The 19,567-nt window shown below is 45.8% G+C and carries 19 protein-coding genes and 1 other RNA gene; 5 read left to right on the top strand and 15 right to left on the bottom strand.

The genetic code is table 11. The features are described from left to right. Positions 1-76: 76 nt before the first annotated feature. Genes FN782_RS07990 through FN782_RS07980 form a run of 3 tightly spaced genes read right to left on the bottom strand, consistent with a single transcriptional unit; the run spans position 77 to position 1,853 of the window. Positions 77-1,213 carry a cysteine desulfurase family protein gene (locus FN782_RS07990; protein ID WP_142505253.1) on the bottom strand — a complete coding sequence of 379 codons (1,137 nt, stop codon included), beginning with the start codon at positions 1,211-1,213 and terminating at the stop codon, positions 77-79. Between the two features lie 20 nt (positions 1,214-1,233). Beyond that, on the bottom strand, positions 1,234-1,653 hold the full coding sequence (cymR, locus tag FN782_RS07985; RefSeq protein ID WP_142505252.1) for a cysteine metabolism transcriptional regulator CymR: 420 nt from the start codon (positions 1,651-1,653) through the stop codon (positions 1,234-1,236). After that, positions 1,650-1,853 carry a hypothetical protein gene (locus tag FN782_RS07980; protein ID WP_142505251.1) on the bottom strand — a complete coding sequence of 68 codons (204 nt, stop codon included), beginning with the start codon at positions 1,851-1,853 and terminating at the stop codon, positions 1,650-1,652. The genes cymR and FN782_RS07980 overlap by 4 nt, the downstream gene beginning before the upstream one ends. A gap of 91 nt (positions 1,854-1,944) precedes the next feature. On the opposite strand from FN782_RS07980, the gene FN782_RS07975 reads away from it, so the two are divergent. Next, entirely contained in the window at positions 1,945-3,276 is a 1,332-nt protein-coding gene (locus tag FN782_RS07975) for an AAA family ATPase (RefSeq protein ID WP_142505250.1), read from the top strand. Positions 3,277-3,403: 127 nt separating this feature from the next. On the opposite strand, the gene FN782_RS07970 is transcribed toward FN782_RS07975, so the two are convergent. The 4 genes from FN782_RS07970 to hisS form a co-directional block, all read right to left on the bottom strand. Continuing rightward, positions 3,404-3,967, bottom strand: coding sequence for a 5' nucleotidase, NT5C type (locus FN782_RS07970; RefSeq protein WP_142505249.1), 564 nt, complete (start codon positions 3,965-3,967; stop codon positions 3,404-3,406). A gap of 109 nt (positions 3,968-4,076) precedes the next feature. Next, positions 4,077-4,252: non-coding RNA, 6S RNA (gene ssrS, locus FN782_RS07965), on the bottom strand. 88 nt (positions 4,253-4,340) lie between these two features. Beyond that, on the bottom strand, positions 4,341-6,113 hold the full coding sequence (aspS, locus tag FN782_RS07960; protein WP_142505248.1) for an aspartate--tRNA ligase: 1,773 nt from the start codon (positions 6,111-6,113) through the stop codon (positions 4,341-4,343). Positions 6,114-6,132: 19 nt separating this feature from the next. Further along, positions 6,133-7,395 (bottom strand): histidine--tRNA ligase, encoded by a 1,263-nt coding sequence (gene hisS, locus FN782_RS07955; RefSeq protein WP_142505247.1) that lies wholly within the window; start codon positions 7,393-7,395, stop codon positions 6,133-6,135. A 105-nt stretch (positions 7,396-7,500) separates the two neighbouring features. On the opposite strand from hisS, the gene FN782_RS07950 reads away from it, so the two are divergent. Next, positions 7,501-7,749: a hypothetical protein gene (locus FN782_RS07950; RefSeq protein ID WP_142505246.1), complete on the top strand. Its 249-nt coding sequence runs from the start codon at positions 7,501-7,503 to the stop codon at positions 7,747-7,749. Between the two features lie 402 nt (positions 7,750-8,151). Here FN782_RS07950 and FN782_RS07945 read toward each other — a convergent pair whose 3' ends face one another. Further along, positions 8,152-9,243: a nitric oxide synthase oxygenase gene (locus FN782_RS07945; RefSeq protein ID WP_142505245.1), complete on the bottom strand. Its 1,092-nt coding sequence runs from the start codon at positions 9,241-9,243 to the stop codon at positions 8,152-8,154. A gap of 131 nt (positions 9,244-9,374) precedes the next feature. After that, positions 9,375-10,208, bottom strand: a complete 834-nt coding sequence (locus FN782_RS07940) for a YheC/YheD family protein (protein ID WP_142505244.1) — start codon at positions 10,206-10,208, stop codon at positions 9,375-9,377. 263 nt (positions 10,209-10,471) lie between these two features. Between FN782_RS07940 and FN782_RS07935 the strand changes: the two genes are divergently transcribed. Next, the gene (locus tag FN782_RS07935; protein WP_142505334.1) at positions 10,472-11,275 is read left to right on the top strand and encodes a glycerophosphodiester phosphodiesterase; all 804 of its coding nucleotides are present in this window, start codon (positions 10,472-10,474) and stop codon (positions 11,273-11,275) included. Positions 11,276-11,579: 304 nt separating this feature from the next. Here FN782_RS07935 and FN782_RS16795 read toward each other — a convergent pair whose 3' ends face one another. Continuing rightward, a complete protein-coding gene (locus FN782_RS16795) occupies positions 11,580-11,717 on the bottom strand; it encodes a hypothetical protein (protein WP_185956142.1) in 138 nt (45 codons plus the stop codon). Positions 11,718-11,820: 103 nt separating this feature from the next. Then, entirely contained in the window at positions 11,821-12,003 is a 183-nt protein-coding gene (locus FN782_RS07930) for a hypothetical protein (protein WP_142505243.1), read from the bottom strand. Positions 12,004-12,151: 148 nt separating this feature from the next. Here FN782_RS07930 and FN782_RS07925 point away from each other — a divergent pair, with 148 nt between their 5' ends. Both FN782_RS07925 and FN782_RS07920 read left to right on the top strand, forming a co-directional pair. After that, positions 12,152-12,364, top strand: a complete 213-nt coding sequence (locus tag FN782_RS07925; protein ID WP_142505242.1) for a hypothetical protein — start codon at positions 12,152-12,154, stop codon at positions 12,362-12,364. A gap of 230 nt (positions 12,365-12,594) precedes the next feature. Beyond that, the gene (locus tag FN782_RS07920; protein ID WP_246064889.1) at positions 12,595-13,947 is read left to right on the top strand and encodes a YjiH family protein; all 1,353 of its coding nucleotides are present in this window, start codon (positions 12,595-12,597) and stop codon (positions 13,945-13,947) included. Positions 13,948-14,056: 109 nt separating this feature from the next. On the opposite strand, the gene tkt is transcribed toward FN782_RS07920, so the two are convergent. From tkt to FN782_RS07900, 4 genes are all read right to left on the bottom strand, one after another. Beyond that, positions 14,057-16,069, bottom strand: a complete 2,013-nt coding sequence (gene tkt / locus FN782_RS07915) for a transketolase (protein WP_142505241.1) — start codon at positions 16,067-16,069, stop codon at positions 14,057-14,059. A 143-nt stretch (positions 16,070-16,212) separates the two neighbouring features. Next, positions 16,213-16,671, bottom strand: coding sequence for a D-aminoacyl-tRNA deacylase (dtd, locus tag FN782_RS07910; protein ID WP_142505240.1), 459 nt, complete (start codon positions 16,669-16,671; stop codon positions 16,213-16,215). 23 nt (positions 16,672-16,694) lie between these two features. Next, entirely contained in the window at positions 16,695-18,848 is a 2,154-nt protein-coding gene (locus tag FN782_RS07905; RefSeq protein ID WP_142505239.1) for a RelA/SpoT family protein, read from the bottom strand. A gap of 192 nt (positions 18,849-19,040) precedes the next feature. Then, positions 19,041-19,373, bottom strand: a complete 333-nt coding sequence (locus tag FN782_RS07900; protein ID WP_185956141.1) for a hypothetical protein — start codon at positions 19,371-19,373, stop codon at positions 19,041-19,043. Positions 19,374-19,567 lie beyond the last annotated feature (194 nt).

Below are 19,567 nucleotides of genomic sequence, written 5' to 3'. Positions count from 1 at the left end.
ATCCAAATGTATGTTCTTATTTTAAAAGCAAATAACAAAGATGTCAATAGTTTATAGCATATTTTTTGCAAATCATTTAGTTCAACCTGGCAATCACTCTACCCACCGTCCGGGCTGCCTGTCGTACATTTTCCTCTGTATTTCCCAAACCAAAACTGAACCGAATGGCGGAATGCAGAATCTCCTCCGGCAAATGCATCGCTTTTAAAACATGGGAAACTTCCAGAGTTCCTGATGTACAAGCAGACCCACTGGAACAGGCGATTCCTTCCATGTCCAGGTTCATCAGTAACACCTCCGTTTCCACGCCGGGAAAACTTAGATTCAAGATATGGGGAAGATGTTTCTCCGGATGTCCATTCACCACAAACTGCACGTTGGCATGTTTTAACTCTTCCAGCATTACCTGACGAACATGTCGGATGTTTTCACTATATTGCCCACGATTGCGTACAGCAATTTCCGCTGCCTGACCAAAACCAATGATTCCGGGAACATTTTCTGTTCCTCCCCGACGCCTTCGTTCCTGCTCTCCACCATATAAAATGGGTAAAATCGGAGCATCCGGTCTTATATATAATGCACCGACACCTTTGGGACCGTTGATCTTATGGCTGGAGACGGTTAACAAATCCACCGGCATCTTTTCCAGATCCAGCAACTCCATCCCAAAAGCTTGCACTGCGTCCGTATGGAACAAAACGCCTTGTTCCCGTGCCCGTTGACCAATTTCCTCGATAGGTTGCAACGTACCCATTTCATTGTTCCCATATATCACACTGATGAGTGCCGTTTGTTCATCTACCGCATTCATTACTTCATCGGGGCAAACACATCCCGTGGAATCAACGGGAACATAAGTAACCCGAAATCCCAACCTCTCCAGAAATCCGCAGGTATCCAATACGGCACGGTGTTCAATCTGGGAAGTAATCACATGATTCTTACCCTGCTCCCGGAGAGACAGAGCCACTCCAGTCAAAGCCATGTTGTCCGCCTCTGTTCCTCCGCTAGTAAACGTTAACTGTCCGGGTTTGACATTCAAGGCATAGGCCAATTGTTCTCTCGCACGATCAACAGCATTGCGGATTTCACGACCAAAGTTGTGAATGCTGGAAGGATTTCCAAACTGCTGATCTAAAAACGGCAACATCTTTTCCCTTACTTCAGGATGGATGGGAGTGGTTGCCGCATGATCTAAATAGATACCCATTTCTGTTGTTCACCCTTCCATCAAATATAAAACATATAGGAATCCTTGTGATCATCAACAGATTGGCTGATTAGGTCCTGTAAGGTGGTATGATCCAACACGTCAGCGATGGCATCCCGAATCCTTCGCCACAATTCACGACGGCCAGGATCTTCCTCTTCCGTAAATTCCACAGGAGTAATCGGCCCTTCCAATACCCGGATGATCTCACCTGCTGTAATCTCTTCCGGTGATCGGGACAGCTTATACCCTCCGTAGGCTCCTCTCACACTCTTGACCAATCCCGCATTTCGCAAAGGTGCCACCAACTGTTCCAGATAATGTTCAGACAAGTTGTGACGCTCTGCTACACTTTTCAGGGAGGTTGGTTTTTCCCCATACCTTGCGGCCAGATCCATCATAATGGTGAGACCGTAGCGCCCTCTGGTGGATATTTTCAATCAAAACACCTCTTCCCAGATGCTGTTCTATCCTCTTTTTCCATATTGTATCCAAGGTTTCTGCAACGGTTCAAATCCAATACCCCTGCCAGTTTACCATAGGTTTCCGATCCAATACAGATGGCAGGTTCCCGATCCGGTCCAAATAACCTCAATCCATTCACCATAACCATATCCTTACGATTTTTAATCCACTTCATCCCTTCGCAAGACTCCCGTTCCTAATGTACAATACAGCAAGGAAACACATTGCCAATACATGTTGAAAGTATGATGGAAAGAAGGGTAACCATGAATCTTTTCGATTATGGACAGGAACGGGAGAAAGAAAAGAAAGCACCCCTTGCGGCCCGTATGCGTCCCCGCACGCTGGATGAAATGGTTGGACAATCCCATATTCTAAATCCCGGAAAACTGCTGCGACGCGCCATTGAGGCAGACCAGCTTACCTCACTCATTCTCTTTGGCCCGCCAGGAACGGGAAAGACAACACTGGCCAAGGTGATCGCCAACACAACAGAGTCTCACTTTGAACAATTAAATGCGGTAACGTCCGGAGTAGGGGATATTCGGCGATTGACTGGAGAAGCCAAAGATACCTTGAGCATGTATGACCGACGAACTCTTTTATTTATCGATGAAATCCATCGGTTTAACAAATCGCAACAAGATGCACTCCTTCCTTTTGTGGAGGACGGAACCATTATTCTGATCGGAGCGACAACAGAAAACCCATCCTTTGAGGTCAATGCTGCTCTTCTCTCCAGATCCCGCGTTTTTCAGCTCCACCTTTTAACCGAAAATGAACTGAAAACACTTGCAGAGAGAGCGCTTGCCGACGAGGAACGGGGACTTGGCCATTATCAGACAAAGATGGATGAAGAAGCGTTAAATCACCTGATCAGAATGGCCGGCGGGGACGCCCGCAACCTTTTAAATGCTTTGGAGCTGGCTGTAACCACTACTTTACCTCAGGAAGACGGATTTCGTCACATTACCCTGGAGGTGGCAGAAGAATCGATCCAGCAAAAAGTGATTCGATATGACAAAGGTGGGGATAACCATTATGATACAATTTCCGCTTTTATTAAAAGCATGCGAGGCTCTGATCCTGACGCAGCCCTGTATTATTTGGCAAAAATGATTCACGCGGGAGAAGATCCCCGATTTATCGCCCGACGAATCTTTATCCATGCTGCTGAAGATGTAGGGATGGCAGACCCCCGTGCTTTACTGATCGCTTCCGCTGCCGCCCAAGCCGTTGAACACATTGGTCTCCCTGAAGCTCAGATCCCTCTGGCGGAAGCGGTCATCTATATCGCCACCGCACCGAAAAGCAATGCTGTAATCAAAGGTATTTCCCAGGCAATGCAAGCAGTAAAAAATGAATCCCGTGGTGAAATCCCTCCCCATTTAAAGGATGCCCATTTCAAAGGAGCCACGAAACAGGGGCGGGGGACAGGCTATCGATTTCCCCACGATTATCCCAGAGGATATGTGGAACAGCAGTATTTACCCGATGAACATATAGGCAAAGCCTTTTACCATCCAACAGACATCGGCTATGAAAGAAAATTGAAAGAGTTTATCCGTTGGGTCAAGCAACCCAACAAAGAGCATTAACCCGAAACGGATCATCCTTTCGAAGGCTCCAGTACAGGCAGACACTCCAAAAAAGCCCGTTGCCTTCTGGGTTAGGCAACGGGCTTTTTTCAAAATCAGAGGATCTTACATCCCGATATCGGATCATTTAATTTTTTCGTTCAATCAAGTCATAAGCTTCATCCCAGCTGGTAATACGGGGCAACTTTCCTTCGTACTCCTCATTATAAGCTGCCGCCATAACAACTGTCGGAATCTCTGCTTTCATTAGTCGATCCAAGTGTTGTGGGGCATCTTCAAAAAACAATTCCACTCCGATCTCTTTCGCTATTTTTGCTTTATCTGTAGAGCCCAAAAAGAGGTTATCCTCTTCAAGCGGAAACCCATGTTTTATCAGCCAATCTTTGGTCACTTGGGCGAGTTGAGGCAAATCCGGGCGAGCCGTAATAAAATATATACGATGCCCTGTTTGCTTTAAACGCTGCAAAACCGGGGCTGCATTCTGCAAAGGCAAACCGAGAGAATAAATTTTGGCCTCCAATTTCCTCCACAGCCTTCGACCTTCTTTCCGGGTCAAACCATATGCCCGATCCAAATGAAAATCCTGGATCTCTTCACAACGAACCGATCGATTCAACTCTTCATTAAAGCACTGAACAGCCGCTTCCTGTGTATTTTTTATCGTTCCGTCAATATCCACACCGATTTTCATGATTCACATCTCCTGGTGGTTCATTTTACACATTATTATCTCATAGATTTAGGAGGATTATCGATCGTGAAGAAACATTGAAAATTTTTAGATAAAAAACAAAAAAATGGAGAGCCCCATTATGCCGTGGCTCCCTAAGTTTTGAACCTGCTCTCGGCAGGTGGGTGCCCTGCACTTGTGTTAACAAGTCCCTTTTGGGCATGTGCGCTCACAAGTGACCCAGGCTCCCGTAGATTAAAGTGTTGGCTCAAAACTATCGGTGGTTCACGTACATCTCAGGGCTCTGTCGTTGTGCTTTTATGGTAACATATGATTTAAGGAACGATCAAGCGGAAGTTTGTGCCTTACCGGATTTATTTTCTTAATCTTTCGATCAATTCCCTTTCCTCAGGGAAATATGAAGTTCTTCCAGTTGATGCTCTGAAACACCAGCGGGAGCACCAGTCATCAGACACGTGGCACTGGCTGTTTTCGGAAATGCTATTGTATCGCGAAGGCTGGTCTTTCCTGCCAGCAACATCACAAGACGGTCAAAGCCAAAAGCAATCCCACCATGAGGTGGTGCTCCATATTCAAAGGCATCCAACATAAAACCAAACTTCTCTTTTGCCTCTTCCATACTTAAACCAAGAACCTTAAACATCGTCTCCTGTACTTCCCTTTGATGAATCCGCTGACTTCCTCCACCAATTTCATAACCGTTTAACACCATATCATAGGCCTGAGCCCGCGCCTGACCGGGGTTGGTCTCTAAGAGTGGGATATCCTCGGTTACTGGACTGGTAAAGGGGTGGTGTTCCGCAACATATCGACCCTCTTTTTCATCATAGGAAAAGAGCGGGAACTCTGTGATCCAAGCAAATTTGTAAATTCCTTCTGGGATCAGGTTTAATTCTTTCGCCAGTCGCAGTCGCAGTTCACCCAACACTTCATTTGCTAGATCCGCTTTGTCAGCCACAAAGAAAAGAAGGTCCCCTGTTTTCACCTGCAAGGCTTTTTGGGTTTCATTCCATTCCTGTTCAGACAGGAATTTTGCCACAGGACCCTTGATACCATCCTCCCTGGCAGCCAGCCAAGCCAAGCCCTTGGCTCCCAATTGCTGAGCAGTTTCATTCCAAGTATCAATCACCTTGCGACTCCAGCCAGCTTGTCCCTTCACATTGATTGCTTTGACTTTCCCACCCCCTTCCACAGTGGATGAGAATACCTTAAAGGAGCTGTCTTTCATTATTTCCGAAAGATCCACCAGCTCCATCCCAAAACGGAGATCCGGCCGATCACTCCCATATCGATTGATGGCATCCCAGTAAGGAATCCGGGGGAAAGGTCGCTTTACTTCCACACCAATGGTTTCCTTAAACAATGTTGCCACCATTTTCTCCATCATGGATAAAAAGGTCTCTGTTTCCATAAAAGAGGTTTCAATATCAATCTGTGTAAAATCGGGTTGACGATCCGCACGGAGATCTTCATCCCGAAAACAGCGAGCGATCTGAAAGTAGCGCTCGATCCCGGAAACCATAAGCAGCTGTTTAAAGATTTGCGGGGATTGGGGCAAGGCATAAAACTCACCTTCATGAACCCTGCTGGGCACCAAATAATCCCTCGCACCTTCCGGAGTGCTTTTGGTTAGCATCGGTGTCTCCACTTCAATAAAACCCCGCTCATCAAGAAAACGTCGCACCCATTGCAACGCCCGATGGCGTAACATCAATGTTTTCTGCATGGCTGGGCGCCGAAGATCGAGGTAGCGGTATTTCAAGCGGGTGTTTTCATCCACTTCAATGTCATCCGCAATATCGAAGGGTGGGGTCTTGGATGCATTTAATACCTCTATTTCTTCTGCTCTTACTTCAATTGCCCCCGTCTTCATTTTCGGGTTCACCGTATCCTCGGCACGAGCCACAACTTCTCCCTTAATTGCCAACACATATTCCCTGCGCACTTGGTCAGCGATTTGTGCCGCTTTAGGAGAGGACTCAGGATTGCAGACCACTTGAACTGTACCGGAACGATCTCTGAGATCCAGGAAAATCAGTCCCCCCAGTCCCCTTCGTTTTTGTACCCATCCATTCAAAACAACCGTTTTCCCCACATGAGACGTTGTTAACTCTCCACAGGAATGTGTTTTATAGCTGGATTCCATGTCCATCCTCCTGATCATCTTAGCTTTTTCGCCCATTCCGGATGTATTCAACCAAATGATCCAATTGAATCGTTTCCTGCTCTCCGGTAATCAGACTTTTCACTCCGATTTTTTTCTCTTGCAATTCTTGATCACCCAAAATTGCCACGTAGGCAGCCTGTATGCGATCGGCTGCTTTCATCTGTCCTTTCAGTTTGCGGTCAAGATAGTCACGTTCAGCAGAAAGACCGGATTCTCGCAGTTTTTTCAGAAGCGTTACTCCGTATTTCTTCGCTTCGCTTCCTAAAGTAACCAGAAAACAGTCTACACCGGTCTGAACCGGAAGAGTGATTTCCTGTTCCTCAAGGGCGAGAAAAATCCGTTCTAGGCCTACAGCAAAACCGATTCCCGCCATATCGGGGCCACCCACTTCTTGAACCAGTCCATTGTATCGACCGCCCCCACCCAGGGAACCGCCTCCTTTGCCTTCCAGAACAAATTCAAATGCGGTCTGGGTGTAATAATCCAATCCACGAACCATCCGGGTGTTTACCTCATAAGGAACAGCCAATTCATCCAAATATTCCTTGACCGCTTCAAAATGAGGAGCGCATTTGGAACAGAGATAATGAATCATTCTTGGAGCCTTTTCGGTTGCCTGTCGGCAGCTTTCCTTTTTGCAGTCCAAAATCCGCATGGGATTGCGGTTCAAACGGGATTGGCAATCCTGGCAAAGCTGATCCTTTTTTGTAGCCAGGTATTCTACCATCGCTTCCCGATGATTTGGACGGCAATCCGGGCATCCCACGCTGTTTAATTCCACTTTCACCCCGGACAACCCCAGAGACGTGTAAAGACGATAGCCCAAATCGATTATTTCTGCATCCACATCGGGCTCTTCTGTTCCAAACACCTCCACACCAAACTGGTGAAACTGTCGATAACGCCCAGACTGAGGACGTTCATAGCGAAACATGGGACCCATGTAATACAATTTTGTCGGCTGGGGTTCAACATACATCTTCTTTTCCACAAAGGAGCGAACCACGGAAGCTGTCCCCTCTGGTCGCAATGTCAGACTGCGTCCACTCCGGTCTTCAAATGAGTACATTTCCTTCTCTACGATATCCGTTGTCTCACCCACACCTCTTTGAAACAACTCCGTCCGTTCAAAGATCGGAGTCCGAATCTCCGAAAAGTGGTAAGAACGACAAAGGTCTCGGATTTTATTTTCCACATATTGCCATTTTTCCACTTGACCAGGCAACAGATCAAATGTTCCACGGGGAATGTTAAGTTTCACTTTTCCGCCTCCTATTTGTCCGCAATCTAAAAAATCTCCCGCCACTGACCTGATTGTCAGGGACGAGAGATTGATTCGCTGATCTTCCCGCGGTACCACCCTTGGTTGAAAAACGCAATCATATCCGTTTTTCCGCTCAGGCCGGATATCGTTCGGCAAACGTCCGAATCTACTGTCCCTTTTAAGGAGTTCGGTCCGGACCCTCCAGGTGTCTTTCCCCGAATCGTGGTAGAGAAGCGTTTACAGCCAATGACGCTTCTTCTCTGGCTACCCGGTATTCGGTTACTTTCCCTTCATCGGACTCGTTATGTGAAAATCATTGTTGAGTCAGAATTCTACGGGATCAATGAATAAAAGTCAAGATCATATGTGAAAAAACCCCCAAAACCTTTGACTCTTCCACACAAACTGTAACACACAGAACAAATTGTTATATGACAATTATTTATTTGTTGCACTACAGAGGTTTACTTTTCATAAACTGTTATAGTATAATGAAAAGGACTTCACCGGGAGGGATGTTGCATGAATACCGAACTCCACAGCCAAGATGTATGTCCCGTCTGTGAAAACCCAATTGAAGACAATAGGGACACTGCATTAAACGACTGCTGTTCCAATCAATGGATCAAGCAGCAAATTGATTTTTGTTACGCTTAACTATTTTTATTGCGAATACTCATTCTTTTCCCTCTATTAGGTCTTCTTTAACGGAGGTCAAACTGCTGAACGATTATCAGCAGTTCTTTTTTTGGTTCACAAGGGATACGGTTTTTCCTGATAAACATAATTGGGCAAAACACGATCATCCTGATACTCGCGATGAAAAATATGTGTGGTGGCTGGAGAAACCGGGGGAATCAACCATGTCCAATCTCCCGTCACTTCCCGGCCCTGTTTTTTCTCTTGTTGCTCAAAAAGCTTGAACTGCTGAGCTGCTGTATGGTGATCCACAATCGTGACACCATTCTTTTTAAACGAATCGATTACCGCAATATTTAATTCAATCAATGCCTTATCCTTCCATAATGTGGAATTTTTATCCTTTTGAAGCCCCATATAAGAAGCGATCACAGGCAGCATATTGTAACGAAAGGGATCAGCCAAATTCCGCGCACCGATTTCCGTCCCCATATACCACCCGTTAAAAGGAGCCGCTGTGTAATGAATGCCTCCAACCTCCAGCCTCATGTCAGAGATAATGGGAACGGCATACCATTGAAGGCCCAGATCCTTAAACCATGAGAAATCGGGGTGATGAATCGGAACCTCCAGAATGATATCCTTGGGAATATCAAACCAGCGGGGGCTGTTGCCACCAATTTGAATCACAAGAGGAAGAATATCATAGTCTGTTCCTTTCCCCTTCCACCCCAGTGAATGACAAGCCTGGGTAAAAGAAAGGGAAGCAGGATCACCCCTTCCCCCTTCTTTTGTCTCGTATCCGGCATATCTTAGCAATTGATGGTTCCATAATCTCACTGATGTGAAATCCTCAAGATTTGGCTTGAAAACCGTAATCGCCGGCCGGATTTTCCCTTGATTGGTCGCATATTCTATATGGTGACATAGAGCCTCAAAGAGATCTTCTTCCGTTTCAAGATTCCTGGCATCAAACACTTGCAATGTATTCCAGAACAATCGCCCGATACAACGATTACTGTTTCTCCAGGCCATCCTCGCCCCGTGCTCCAGCTCTTCAAAGGTATGCTCATAAAAACCGTGTGTTTCGATGTCCATTTTTACTTCTGCCAGCCGTTGTTCTGTTTCTGTCTCCGTTTTTCCCAATTCCATATAACAATTTTTGATAAAGGCTGTTGCATGTTGATAAAGTGTCGTTGTCTCCATTCCGCCCTCCCGATCCACATCCTATCTTTTAACACTCTAAGAAAACCTTCTTTCATTGTAAGTCATGACTGAACAAGAGTCCAAAAACATTGCCGGAATTCCATCAATACATATATTCATGTGCGAACACATCAAAAAAATCTATCCACAAGATCCAACAACCAACAGCTTGAAGACACATATAGAAAAAACGTGAACATGTATCTGCTCATCGCAATTTCTTTGTCTTTCCTTTGCAGTCTGCGATTTTTTCGAATCTTCCAGTAAGCTTTTTTATCTTTTAAGGCGGCAAACACTGCAATTCCGGGTGTAATATTGGATTCAAAGATCCATGGTCTTCCCTTTGCATCTACTCCGATATCTACTCCTTGTTCCAGACACTCAGGATATCCTTTGTTCATCGCTTTGGCTGTTTCCATAGCAAGACGTTTTATTCGTTCGATTACACGCTTTTCTTTTTTTCTGTTCCATGCCAAATATTTTCTAAACAGTTGCTTTATCCGGAGTGGACGGCCACCCTGATGGCGGTTGGTGACAATATTCGAAGGAGAGCCCAGCCTTCCAACGATTCCTCCGATCACCCATCTCCCTCTTACTCGTTGAACATGAACCCGAAAATCAAAAGGTCGTCCATCTGATGTTTCACTTTGAATACCCTGCTGGATTATATAGTTCTGCGCTTGTATGAGTATTTCTAGGCATTGGTGTACACTGTTTACGTCAGTACACATTTGACTGTAATGATTTCCTTGTATGTGATACTCCTTGGTCAACTTCCTCGTTACACGAAAGATTCCCCGACCTTGTCCTCCAGTATCCGGCTTGATATACACAAAGGGGTGGCGTTTCAACATATCTTTCAAGTTTTGTATATTGTAAAACAAGGTCTCCGGGAGTGCTTTTGCAGTAACATGGTTCCGTTTCAGCAAATCAGCTTGTTTCCATTTACTCTTTTTATATTTCATACATTCATCCCACCTCAGGGAAAGCTTATAATCTACATTACGCCGATCCGCTTTGCACAGTGTTAGGTTCACAGATCATAAATCCCGAAATAGACGCCATATCCGTTCTATTTACGGAATTTTTTTAATAAGTTAAAGTTGTTTTTACAATAATTGGTTTATAATGATTTTGTAACAATCACACCACAAGGGGAGGTTTGAAGGTGAATCATTGTAAAACATTTCTCTGTTGTCTGTCTCTGTTTCTCGTCGTAGGTTCCTTGATGCTTGGAGGTCCCGGTTTGAAGAAAACAGCGTTTGCGGAAGTGAAAACCGATTCACGATTCATCAATGTCGCTCATCGGGGAGCATCCGGTTATGCACCTGAGAACACCATTGCTGCCTTTGACAAAGCAGTGGAGATGAAAGCGGATTTCTTTGAACTGGACGTTCAACGAAGCAAGGATGGGCATCTGGTCGTCCTGCATGATACTTCCGTGGACCGGACGACAGATGGAACGGGTTATGTAAGGGATATGACATTGGCTGAGCTGAAACGTCTGGATGCCGGCAGTTGGTTTAGCTCCAAGTATTCTGGAGAAAAGATTCCAACATTGGAGGAAGTTCTGGAACGGTATCGGAACAAGAGGATCAATATTTTGATTGAATTAAAGAAACCCTCCCTATACCCCGGCATCGAACAACAGGTGGCAAACCTCTTGAGAGAGAAGCACATGGACAGATGGCGGGGGAAGGTGGTTGTTCAATCATTCAATCATGATTCCATCCGTCGCTTTCACCAAACCATGCCTTGGGTGATGACCGGTGCCTTGGTCAGCTACACTTCCTACAAAGATACCGGAGTAACAAACGAACATCTGAACACCTTTGCCCGTTACGCTGACTTTGTAAATCCCAATAAAAAACTGGTGGATAGAGATCTGGTGAACCGTGTGCATCAACGTGGTATGAAAATCCTCCCCTACACGGTGCGAAGTTCGGAAGCAGCTGATCGACTATTTCATATCGGGGTAGATGGTTTTGTCACCGATTATCCGGAATTGGGATACATTTATTACGCTCAGTAAAAACCCTTTTCCCTGCCGCCGAAAAATAAAGACCCGGTTTGATCCAACCGGGTGAGGTTCATAACAAAGTGATGAAGGGATGGTCATCTCTTTCCTCCAAAGGAAGTGGAATGAGTCCGCTTCACCCCAACCAGCGGACAAAAAGGAAAAGCAGGTTGTCCGCTAAACGGTTAGAACCTCTAGGGGTTCCGCTGGGTCTTCGGAAAAGGATGCTCCATGAAAATCCCCCTCTTTTTCTAATATTCCCTTTGTCAGCAGTCTCACCCGGTTGATCCAACCGGGTTATTTCACGTTTACACATCGCTTATGTTCCCCCACAATCAGGTGCCCGGTCGATAGGACTCTCATCTGCATTTTCTCCCAAATGTTCATCCCGAAGCTGTTCAGCCGTTCGTTCTCGAAAATCTTCTGCGGGATATGAACGCATTTCTTCTGCATCCATTTTTTGACCTCTTGGATTTCTTTTCTCCCTGATCGAAAACACCCCCTACATCAGATGGAAGGCTGGTTGTTTATGCAAGCCATATTTGAGGAGCGATCCAGGTTCAATCGTAACGCACCCATTTGTCGGTTATGATGCATGAATGGGCGTGTTGATATGCAAATCGTCCCTGGGTAAGTGATTCAGACATCCATTCATGGATCGGATTTCCATGATCCAGTGGATCGGCTGCCCCATACACAATCATTTGAGCATGAAGGGTTTGTTCCTTCTCAGTTCGCCTCATAAAACAGATTCTCCCCCCTTTTACCTCTCTTCATTATTTCCACCCAGGTCCTATACATGCTGACAAAAAAAATTGGCACAGGACATCCCTGAATGACATAATATGGTAAATACCATCTCATTTTGCGATGACAAGGGAGGAGATAAACATGACTGCCATCGCCGGATTAACCCTTATCATCTTTGGATTAACCCTGATTGGGCTTTCCATTCCTGAATCACAACCACAGAAGGCAAGAGATGATGATTATTTATATCCTCGATACTCCCCCGTTCAGACAGAGAACCATCAACCTTCCAATATTCTTCGGGACACTGGAGGATTGCTGCTTATCATCGGGGTTCTTCTTATGTTTTTGTAGATTGTTGCATATTAACAGTTTTCATTTGTGCTGAGATGTAGTATTTTTATAAATAAATTGTTTTATATATACATGGTCTAACCATCTATAAGCTAACCCCTTTTGATCAAGGATAATAATTCCATTGATTTAATTCCTCATTCAATAATACAATATAAAGCAGTGAATACGCTTTCATCTTTCTTTGTTGTTTTTTTTGAACTATTTCAATACAGCTAGAGGTGACAAAGTTGAAAAATCAATTATCTTATTCCTGGTCTGATTATCTGAAGTTTCTTATCCCTTCGTTGATCGGTATCCTTCTGTTTATGACTCCCATTCCATCCAAAGATGGTGTCACCATTCCAGTGGCGGTGATGGCCGGGTGGTTGCAAGAAGCTCTTGGAGATACTTTACCCCATCTGATGACATTCATCATTCTGTTGACCGTGATGGGTTCCCTTCTTGCCAAAACATTAAAACCTTCATGGATCATGGACAAATCCTTCTTTAAGACTCTGTTTGATGTCAGCCCATTTTGGCTGGTTGTTCGGATCTTGGGATTAGGGTTTGCTGTCCTGACACTTTACAAGATTGGTCCGGAAGAAATTTGGTCGGAAGCCACCGGTGGTTTACTCCTCTTTGATCTGATTCCTGTATTATTTTCTGTCTTTTTGTTCGCCGGATTCTTCCTTCCACTTTTGATGAATTTTGGCCTCCTAGAGTTCTGTGGAATGCTTTTATTCCGGGTGATGCGCCCCCTCTTCACATTGCCTGGCCGTTCTGCGATTGACTGTATTGCTTCTTGGTTGGGGGACGGAACTGTTGGTGTGCTGTTAACCAACAAACAGTATGAAGAAGGATTCTACAGTAAGCGGGAAGCCGCAGTAATCGGAACCACATTTTCCGTTGTCTCCATCACCTTTTCCATTGTGGTCCTATCTCAAATGGAATTGGAACACCTATTTCTCCCTTACTATCTAACCATTGTCGTTGCAGGATTTGTAGCTGCGATCATCATGCCACGCATTTTCCCATTGTCCAGAAAATCGAAATCATACTATAAAGAGCCGTTAATTAAAATGGATGAAACCATTCCAGAAGGCTATACCGCACTAAGTTGGGGAAGTCGCCAAGCCGTTGACCGCGCGCAGAAACAACGGTTTGCAGATATGGTAAAAGGCGGAATACAAAATGTGTTGGACATGTGGATGGGGGTTATCCCTGTCGTCATGGCCATGGGAACCGTCGCCCTGATTATCGCGGAGCACACTCCCGTTTTCAAATGGCTTGGTGAACCTTTTGTCCCACTCCTTACACTTTTGCAGGTCCCTGAAGCCGGAGCAGCCGCTCAGACGATTGTCATCGGGTTTGCAGACATGTTCCTTCCTTCTGTCATCGGAAGCGGAATCATTGAAAGCGAAATGACCCGATTCATTATCGCCAGTCTATCCGTTACACAGCTGATTTATATGTCCGAAGTAGGCGGACTTTTGCTCGGCTCCAAGATTCCTGTCAATTTCTTCGATTTGATTCTAATTTTCTTGCTCCGAACACTGATTACTTTGCCAGTGATTGCCCTGATGGCACACATGATTTTTTGAATCATATAAACGGACGGTACGGGCTCATTCCCGTGCCGTTTTTTTATGATTTCCAACAAAAACAATCCCCGACAGGATGTCCGTCCTGCCGGGGATTGTTCAAGAAAGATCATACGTTGTCTAACGTTTTATTCACCTGTTCAACAACATGTTTCACGGTAAATCCGTATTTCTTCATCAACAAACCACCTGGAGCCGAAGCACCGAAGGTATCAATACCGATGACTTTTCCTTCATCACCCACATATTTCTCCCAACCGGAAGGATGAGCGGCTTCTACAGCCACCCGCGCCTTAACCGCAGGAGGAAGAACTGCCTCACGATAGGCTTCTGGCTGTTCATCAAACAGTTCCCGGCAAGGCATACTGACCACCCGAACGGTCGTCCCCCGCTTATTCAGTTCCTCCTTGGCTTCCAAGGCCAGGCTAACTTCTGAGCCTGTTGCAATCAGAATGACATCAGGGTGACCCTTTCCATCATCCGCGAGGATATAGCCCCCTTTCAACACTTCATGCTCCTTTTCTGCCGTGCCTTTCAAGACAGGGAGATTTTGCCGGCTAAGAGCCATCGCCACTGGACCATCTTGGTTTAACATCGCATAGCGGTAAGCAGCGATGGTTTCATTGGCATCGCCGGGACGGAACACTTTCAGGTTGGGAATCAACCGCAAGGAAGGAATATGCTCCACCGGTTCATGGGTGGGACCATCTTCACCGACAGCAATGCTGTCGTGAGTCAGTATATACAGAACCGGAAGTCCGGATAACGCGGATAAACGAATCGCTCCTCTGAGATAGTCGGAGAAGACAAGGAAGGTTCCCCCATAGGGACGAAGACCTCCATGATAAGCCATCCCATTCAGCGCAGCGCCCATCGCATGCTCCCGCACTCCAAACCAGATATTTCGACCGGAGTAGTCTTCGGGATGGAAATCACCTACACCTTTTAACATGGTCTTATTGGAAGAAGCAAGGTCGGCAGATCCTCCAAACAAGTTGGGCACTCTTTTCGCCAACGCATTCAATGCATCGCCGGATGCCGTTCGGGTAGCAACCTCCTTCCCTTCTTCATATGTCGGCAACGCCTGGTCCCAATCATCGGGCAGTTCACCCTTTATTGCGGATTCCAGTCGTTTTCCAAGATCGGGATGTGCTTGTTTATAGCTTTCAAAAAGAGTGCTCCACTCCTTTTCCACCTGTATTCCTTTTTCTTTCAACTGGGCGAAGTGCTCTCTTACATTGTCAGGAACGTAGAAAGGCTCCTCCCATTTCCAATCCAGAGCTTTACGGACTTTGGCCGCCTCATCCGAACCAATCGCTTTACCATGGACTTCATGAGTGCCAGCAAGATTGGGGCTTCCATAACCGATCGTGGTCTTCACTTCAATCAATGTTGGCCGAAGGGTTTCTTTTTGAGCCTTTTCGATAGCGTCAGCAATCGCATCCAGATTGTTTTCCTCTTCCACACGAATTACCTGCCAACCATACGCTTCAAAACGCTTTTGAACATCTTCCGTAAAGGAGCGGGCGGTTTGGCCATCCAGAGAGATATCATTAGAATCATACAAAACCACCAATTTACCCAATTGAAGATGTCCTGCCAATGAGGCTGCTTCAGATGCCACCCCTTCCATGAGGTCTCCGTCACCACAGATGGAATAAGTAAAATGATCAATAACCGGATAACCTTCCCGATTAAAAACCGCAGCCAGGTGGGCTTCTGCCATCGCCATTCCAACTGCATTGGAGATTCCCTGACCCAGTGGACCCGTGGTCGATTCAACGCCGGGTGTATGGCCAAACTCCGGATGTCCTGGTGTTTGACTGCCCCATTGTCGGAAGTTTTTCAAATCCTCCATGGTAAGATCATATCCAAAAAGATGCAGTAAGCTATACAAAAGCATCGACCCATGACCCGCAGACAAAACAAAACGATCCCGATTGAACCATTCCGGGTTTTTTGGATTGTGCTTCATAAAACGGGACCAGAGTGTGTAAGCCATGGGTGCGGCTCCCATAGGCATTCCCGGATGACCGGATTGTGCCTTTTCCACACCATCAATGGACAGCATACGAATCGTATTCACGGCTAATTGTTCAACAGACTGGCTGGTGTTGGACATAAGTACAAAGTCCTCCTTGTCCTCTGCTTTTTCACTTCTGGTTATTATAGCATAGCCGAAGATAAAAACCCCTTACTTCCAATAAGGAAATTTCGGGGTTTATTTGAAAAGTACGCGAGATCGCTTCCATTTTCCAGAAACATTCATCTTTTTTTGACAAGATCCCGACTGTCAAGAATTAAGGTTACCGGGCCATCATTTGTTAATTGCACTTGCATCATGGCCCCAAAAACACCCGTACCCACTGTTACTCCACGGGATTCCAGCTCGCGGTTAAACTGATGATACAAATTCTCCGCCACATCCGGCGGGGCGGCAGCCAAAAAGTTGGGCCTCCGTCCTTTTCGACAATCTCCGTACAAGGTAAATTGGGACACGGACAAGATTTCTCCACCCACATCCAAAAGTGAACGGTTCATCTTTCCTTGTTCATCATTAAAGATTCGCAGATGGATCAACTTTTCAACCAGATAACGAATCTCTTCTTCTCCATCTCCATCCGTAAATCCGACCAGACAGACCAATCCATGGTCAATCCTCCCAGTGGTTTTCCCTTCCACGATTACTTGGGCTTCTTTCGCCCGTTGTACCACAACCCGCATATTCCTCCCCCTTTTATAAATCCTTACTGCATGATTCGGCGAACACTGTAAATATCGCGTACGCTCTTGATTTTTTCCACCACAGACTGCAAATGGTTGATATTGCGAACAGAAATGGACATATTGATTTGGGCCATCCCCCGTTTCCCCACTTTGCCACTCACTGCGGAAAGTTGCACTCTGCTTTCTGAAACAGCTTGCAACACTTCATTTAACAGTCCGTTTCGATCCAGTCCCGATACTTCAATATCCACATTATAAAATGGATCGGGAGCACCTTCCCATTCCACTGGAATCATCCGGTTTTCTTTCACACCTTTAAAATTGGGGCAATCTGAGCGGTGTACGGATATTCCTCGCCCTTGAGTGACAAACCCTTTGATCTCATCGCCAGGAACCGGATTGCAACAGCGCGATAAACGTACCAGCAGATTGTCTACACCTCTCACCCGGACACCATGCCCCACCTGTTTCCGACGGGGTGGCATCGCCTTCACTTCAGGAAGTTCTAATGGCCTCTCATCCTCCGGATGGAGTCCTTCCGTCAGTCGATTGACAACTTGAGTCGGAGTAATCCCTCCATAACCGACAGCCGCATACATATCCCCTTCGTCATTAAAGTTAAATTTCTTGGCCACTTCCTTGATCCGTTCGTTGTTCAAGACAGTGGCTGGATCAAGATCTTGTTTCTTCAGTGCCTGCTCAATCATCTCTTGCCCTTTAGCCACACTCTCTTCCCGACGTTCTTTCTTAAACCAGTTCCGGATCTTGTTCCGCGCCTGGGAGGACTTCACCAACTTCAGCCAATCCCGGCTGGGTCCATAGCTGTGTTTGGACGTAAGGATTTCTACAATGTCCCCGGTTTTCAGCTTGTGATCCAAAGGAACGATTTTATTGTTTACTTTGGCCCCGATACAACGGTTGCCCACTTCTGTATGAATGCGATAAGCAAAATCCAAGGGAACGGAACCGGCGGGCAATTCCAATACATCTCCCTTTGGGGTAAAGACAAAGACCGCATCAGAAAACCAATCCACTTTCAGATTTTCCACAAACTCTTGGGCATCCTGTGTTTCCTGTTGAAGCTCCAAAATCTCACGGAAATACTTTAGCTTATCATTAAAGGAGCTCTCCTCCGTTTGTTTCCCTTCCTTGTAGGCCCAATGAGCAGCAATCCCGTATTCCGCAATCCGATGCATTTCTTTTGTACGGATCTGAACTTCAATCGGTTCCCCTTTGGGACCGATCACTGTGGTGTGCAGAGACTGATACAGGTTTGACTTGGGCATAGCAATATAATCCTTGAACCGACCCGGCATGGGTTTCCATATCGTATGGATAATTCCCAAAACCGCATAACAATCCCGTATCGATTCCACAATCACGCGAACAGCCAAAAGATCATAAATCTCATTAAACTGCTTGTGGTGCTTCACCATTTTGCGATAAATACTGTATATATGTTTTGGGCGGCCAGAAATTTCTGCCACCAAATTCATATTTTTCAACCGTTTGCGGATTGTATCAATCACTTCACCCAGGTTTTTCTCCCGTTCCGCACGCTTTTGCTTCATAAGATTCACAATGCGATAATATTGTTTCGGATTTAAGTTTCGAAGAGCAATATCCTCCAATTCCCATTTGATGGTGGAGATCCCCAGTCGATGGGCCAATGGAGAAAAAATCTCCAATGTTTCCTGGGCAATCCGGCGCCTTTTTGCTTCCGGGAGATAGCGAAGTGTTCGCATATTGTGTAACCGATCCGCCAATTTAATCAGAATCACCCGGATATCCTGTGCCATCGCCACAAACATCTTTCGGTGATTTTCCGCTTGATGTTCTGCATTGGATGTATATTTCATGCGCTTTTTCAGCTTGGTTAAACCATCCACAATTTGAGCCACGGTTTCCCCAAACTCCGCTCTTAATGTTTCTAACGTGACACCCGTATCTTCCACCACATCATGAAGAATCGCAGCCGTTAAAGTGGTTACATCCATCTGCAACTCTGCTAGGATTCCTGCCACTGCCACCGGATGAAGAATATATTCCTCCCCGGATTTGCGAGTCTGCCCTTTATGTGCTTCCGCAGCGAAAAGATAAGCCCTTTCCACCTGTTCCAACTCTTCCGTTTTTAAATATCGACCCACAATTTCCAGCAATTCTTCGATTAACATAACCACTCACCCAGTCGCTCAAAAAATAATTTTCCTTACATTATCTCGAATGAACGCCCTAAAGTAAAGAGAAAGAGATTCCAGTATCGGAGTCTTCCTCACTCGGTCAGTTCCATTTATTTCAGTGTTCCAATGCTAACCGACGTTTGAACCATGAGCCAACAAAGAAACCCGGCGACAAGGCCGGGGGCATCAGCGCTGACGGCGACGCAATTTAAAGCCTCCACTTTGAAAGCGAAGGTAAAGAAAAAGTGCCGAGAAAAGAATCGCGAAGATCAGCATGGCTGTATACTGTGCTGTTTGTTCACTGTTTTTCATCATATATGGTGCCACAAACACTCCCCCATAGGCCGTCACCTCAAAGGAGAGTAAAAATCTTTTCCAGGCGCGGAAAAGGTAATCCCGTACATTGATATCGCCGGGAGTAAACAGTTCCTTAAAAAAAAGGAGCAGTACCAAAGCCATCCAAATGACAAACCCACTCACCACCAAACGGGCAAAACCACCAATCACATCGTCAAACAACGTTTGTTCGCTCCTTTGCTTTAATCTGTCGCAAACACATTTCCGGATCACTCATCAAAGAAAGAAGAATCCTGGTTGATACGTTTAGGACGTTTCTGGTCATCGCTAGGGAAGTCATTTCTGTCTCCTTCGGACTAAGCCACTAACCGAACACAACTCACGAATGGTTGTTGCAGGGGCAAAATCCCCTCTAT

Origin of the sequence: Melghirimyces algeriensis, from assembly GCF_900182565.1 — a bacterium.
GTDB lineage: Bacteria > Bacillota > Bacilli > Thermoactinomycetales > DSM-45169 > Melghirimyces > Melghirimyces algeriensis.
Note: the sequence above shows the minus strand (reverse complement) of the source record. Positions and strands in the feature narration are given on the sequence as shown.

Coding starts and splice junctions, on each gene's coding strand:
- dtd (WP_142505240.1), bottom strand. CDS start 16,671: ATGCGGGTTGTGGTACAACGGGCGAAAGAAGCCCAAGTAATCGTGGAA.
- FN782_RS07990 (WP_142505253.1), bottom strand. CDS start 1,213: ATGGGTATCTATTTAGATCATGCGGCAACCACTCCCATCCATCCTGAA.
- FN782_RS07905 (WP_142505239.1), bottom strand. CDS start 18,848: ATGTTAATCGAAGAATTGCTGGAAATTGTGGGTCGATATTTAAAAACG.
- FN782_RS07930 (WP_142505243.1), bottom strand. CDS start 12,003: ATGAGGCGAACTGAGAAGGAACAAACCCTTCATGCTCAAATGATTGTG.
- FN782_RS16795 (WP_185956142.1), bottom strand. CDS start 11,717: ATGGATGCAGAAGAAATGCGTTCATATCCCGCAGAAGATTTTCGAGAA.
- FN782_RS07980 (WP_142505251.1), bottom strand. CDS start 1,853: ATGAAGTGGATTAAAAATCGTAAGGATATGGTTATGGTGAATGGATTG.
- aspS (WP_142505248.1), bottom strand. CDS start 6,113: ATGGAATCCAGCTATAAAACACATTCCTGTGGAGAGTTAACAACGTCT.
- FN782_RS07925 (WP_142505242.1), top strand. CDS start 12,152: ATGACTGCCATCGCCGGATTAACCCTTATCATCTTTGGATTAACCCTG.
- FN782_RS07935 (WP_142505334.1), top strand. CDS start 10,472: ATGCTTGGAGGTCCCGGTTTGAAGAAAACAGCGTTTGCGGAAGTGAAA.
- tkt (WP_142505241.1), bottom strand. CDS start 16,069: ATGTCCAACACCAGCCAGTCTGTTGAACAATTAGCCGTGAATACGATT.
- FN782_RS07940 (WP_142505244.1), bottom strand. CDS start 10,208: ATGAAATATAAAAAGAGTAAATGGAAACAAGCTGATTTGCTGAAACGG.
- FN782_RS07945 (WP_142505245.1), bottom strand. CDS start 9,243: ATGGAGACAACGACACTTTATCAACATGCAACAGCCTTTATCAAAAAT.
- FN782_RS07970 (WP_142505249.1), bottom strand. CDS start 3,967: ATGAAAATCGGTGTGGATATTGACGGAACGATAAAAAATACACAGGAA.
- FN782_RS07975 (WP_142505250.1), top strand. CDS start 1,945: ATGAATCTTTTCGATTATGGACAGGAACGGGAGAAAGAAAAGAAAGCA.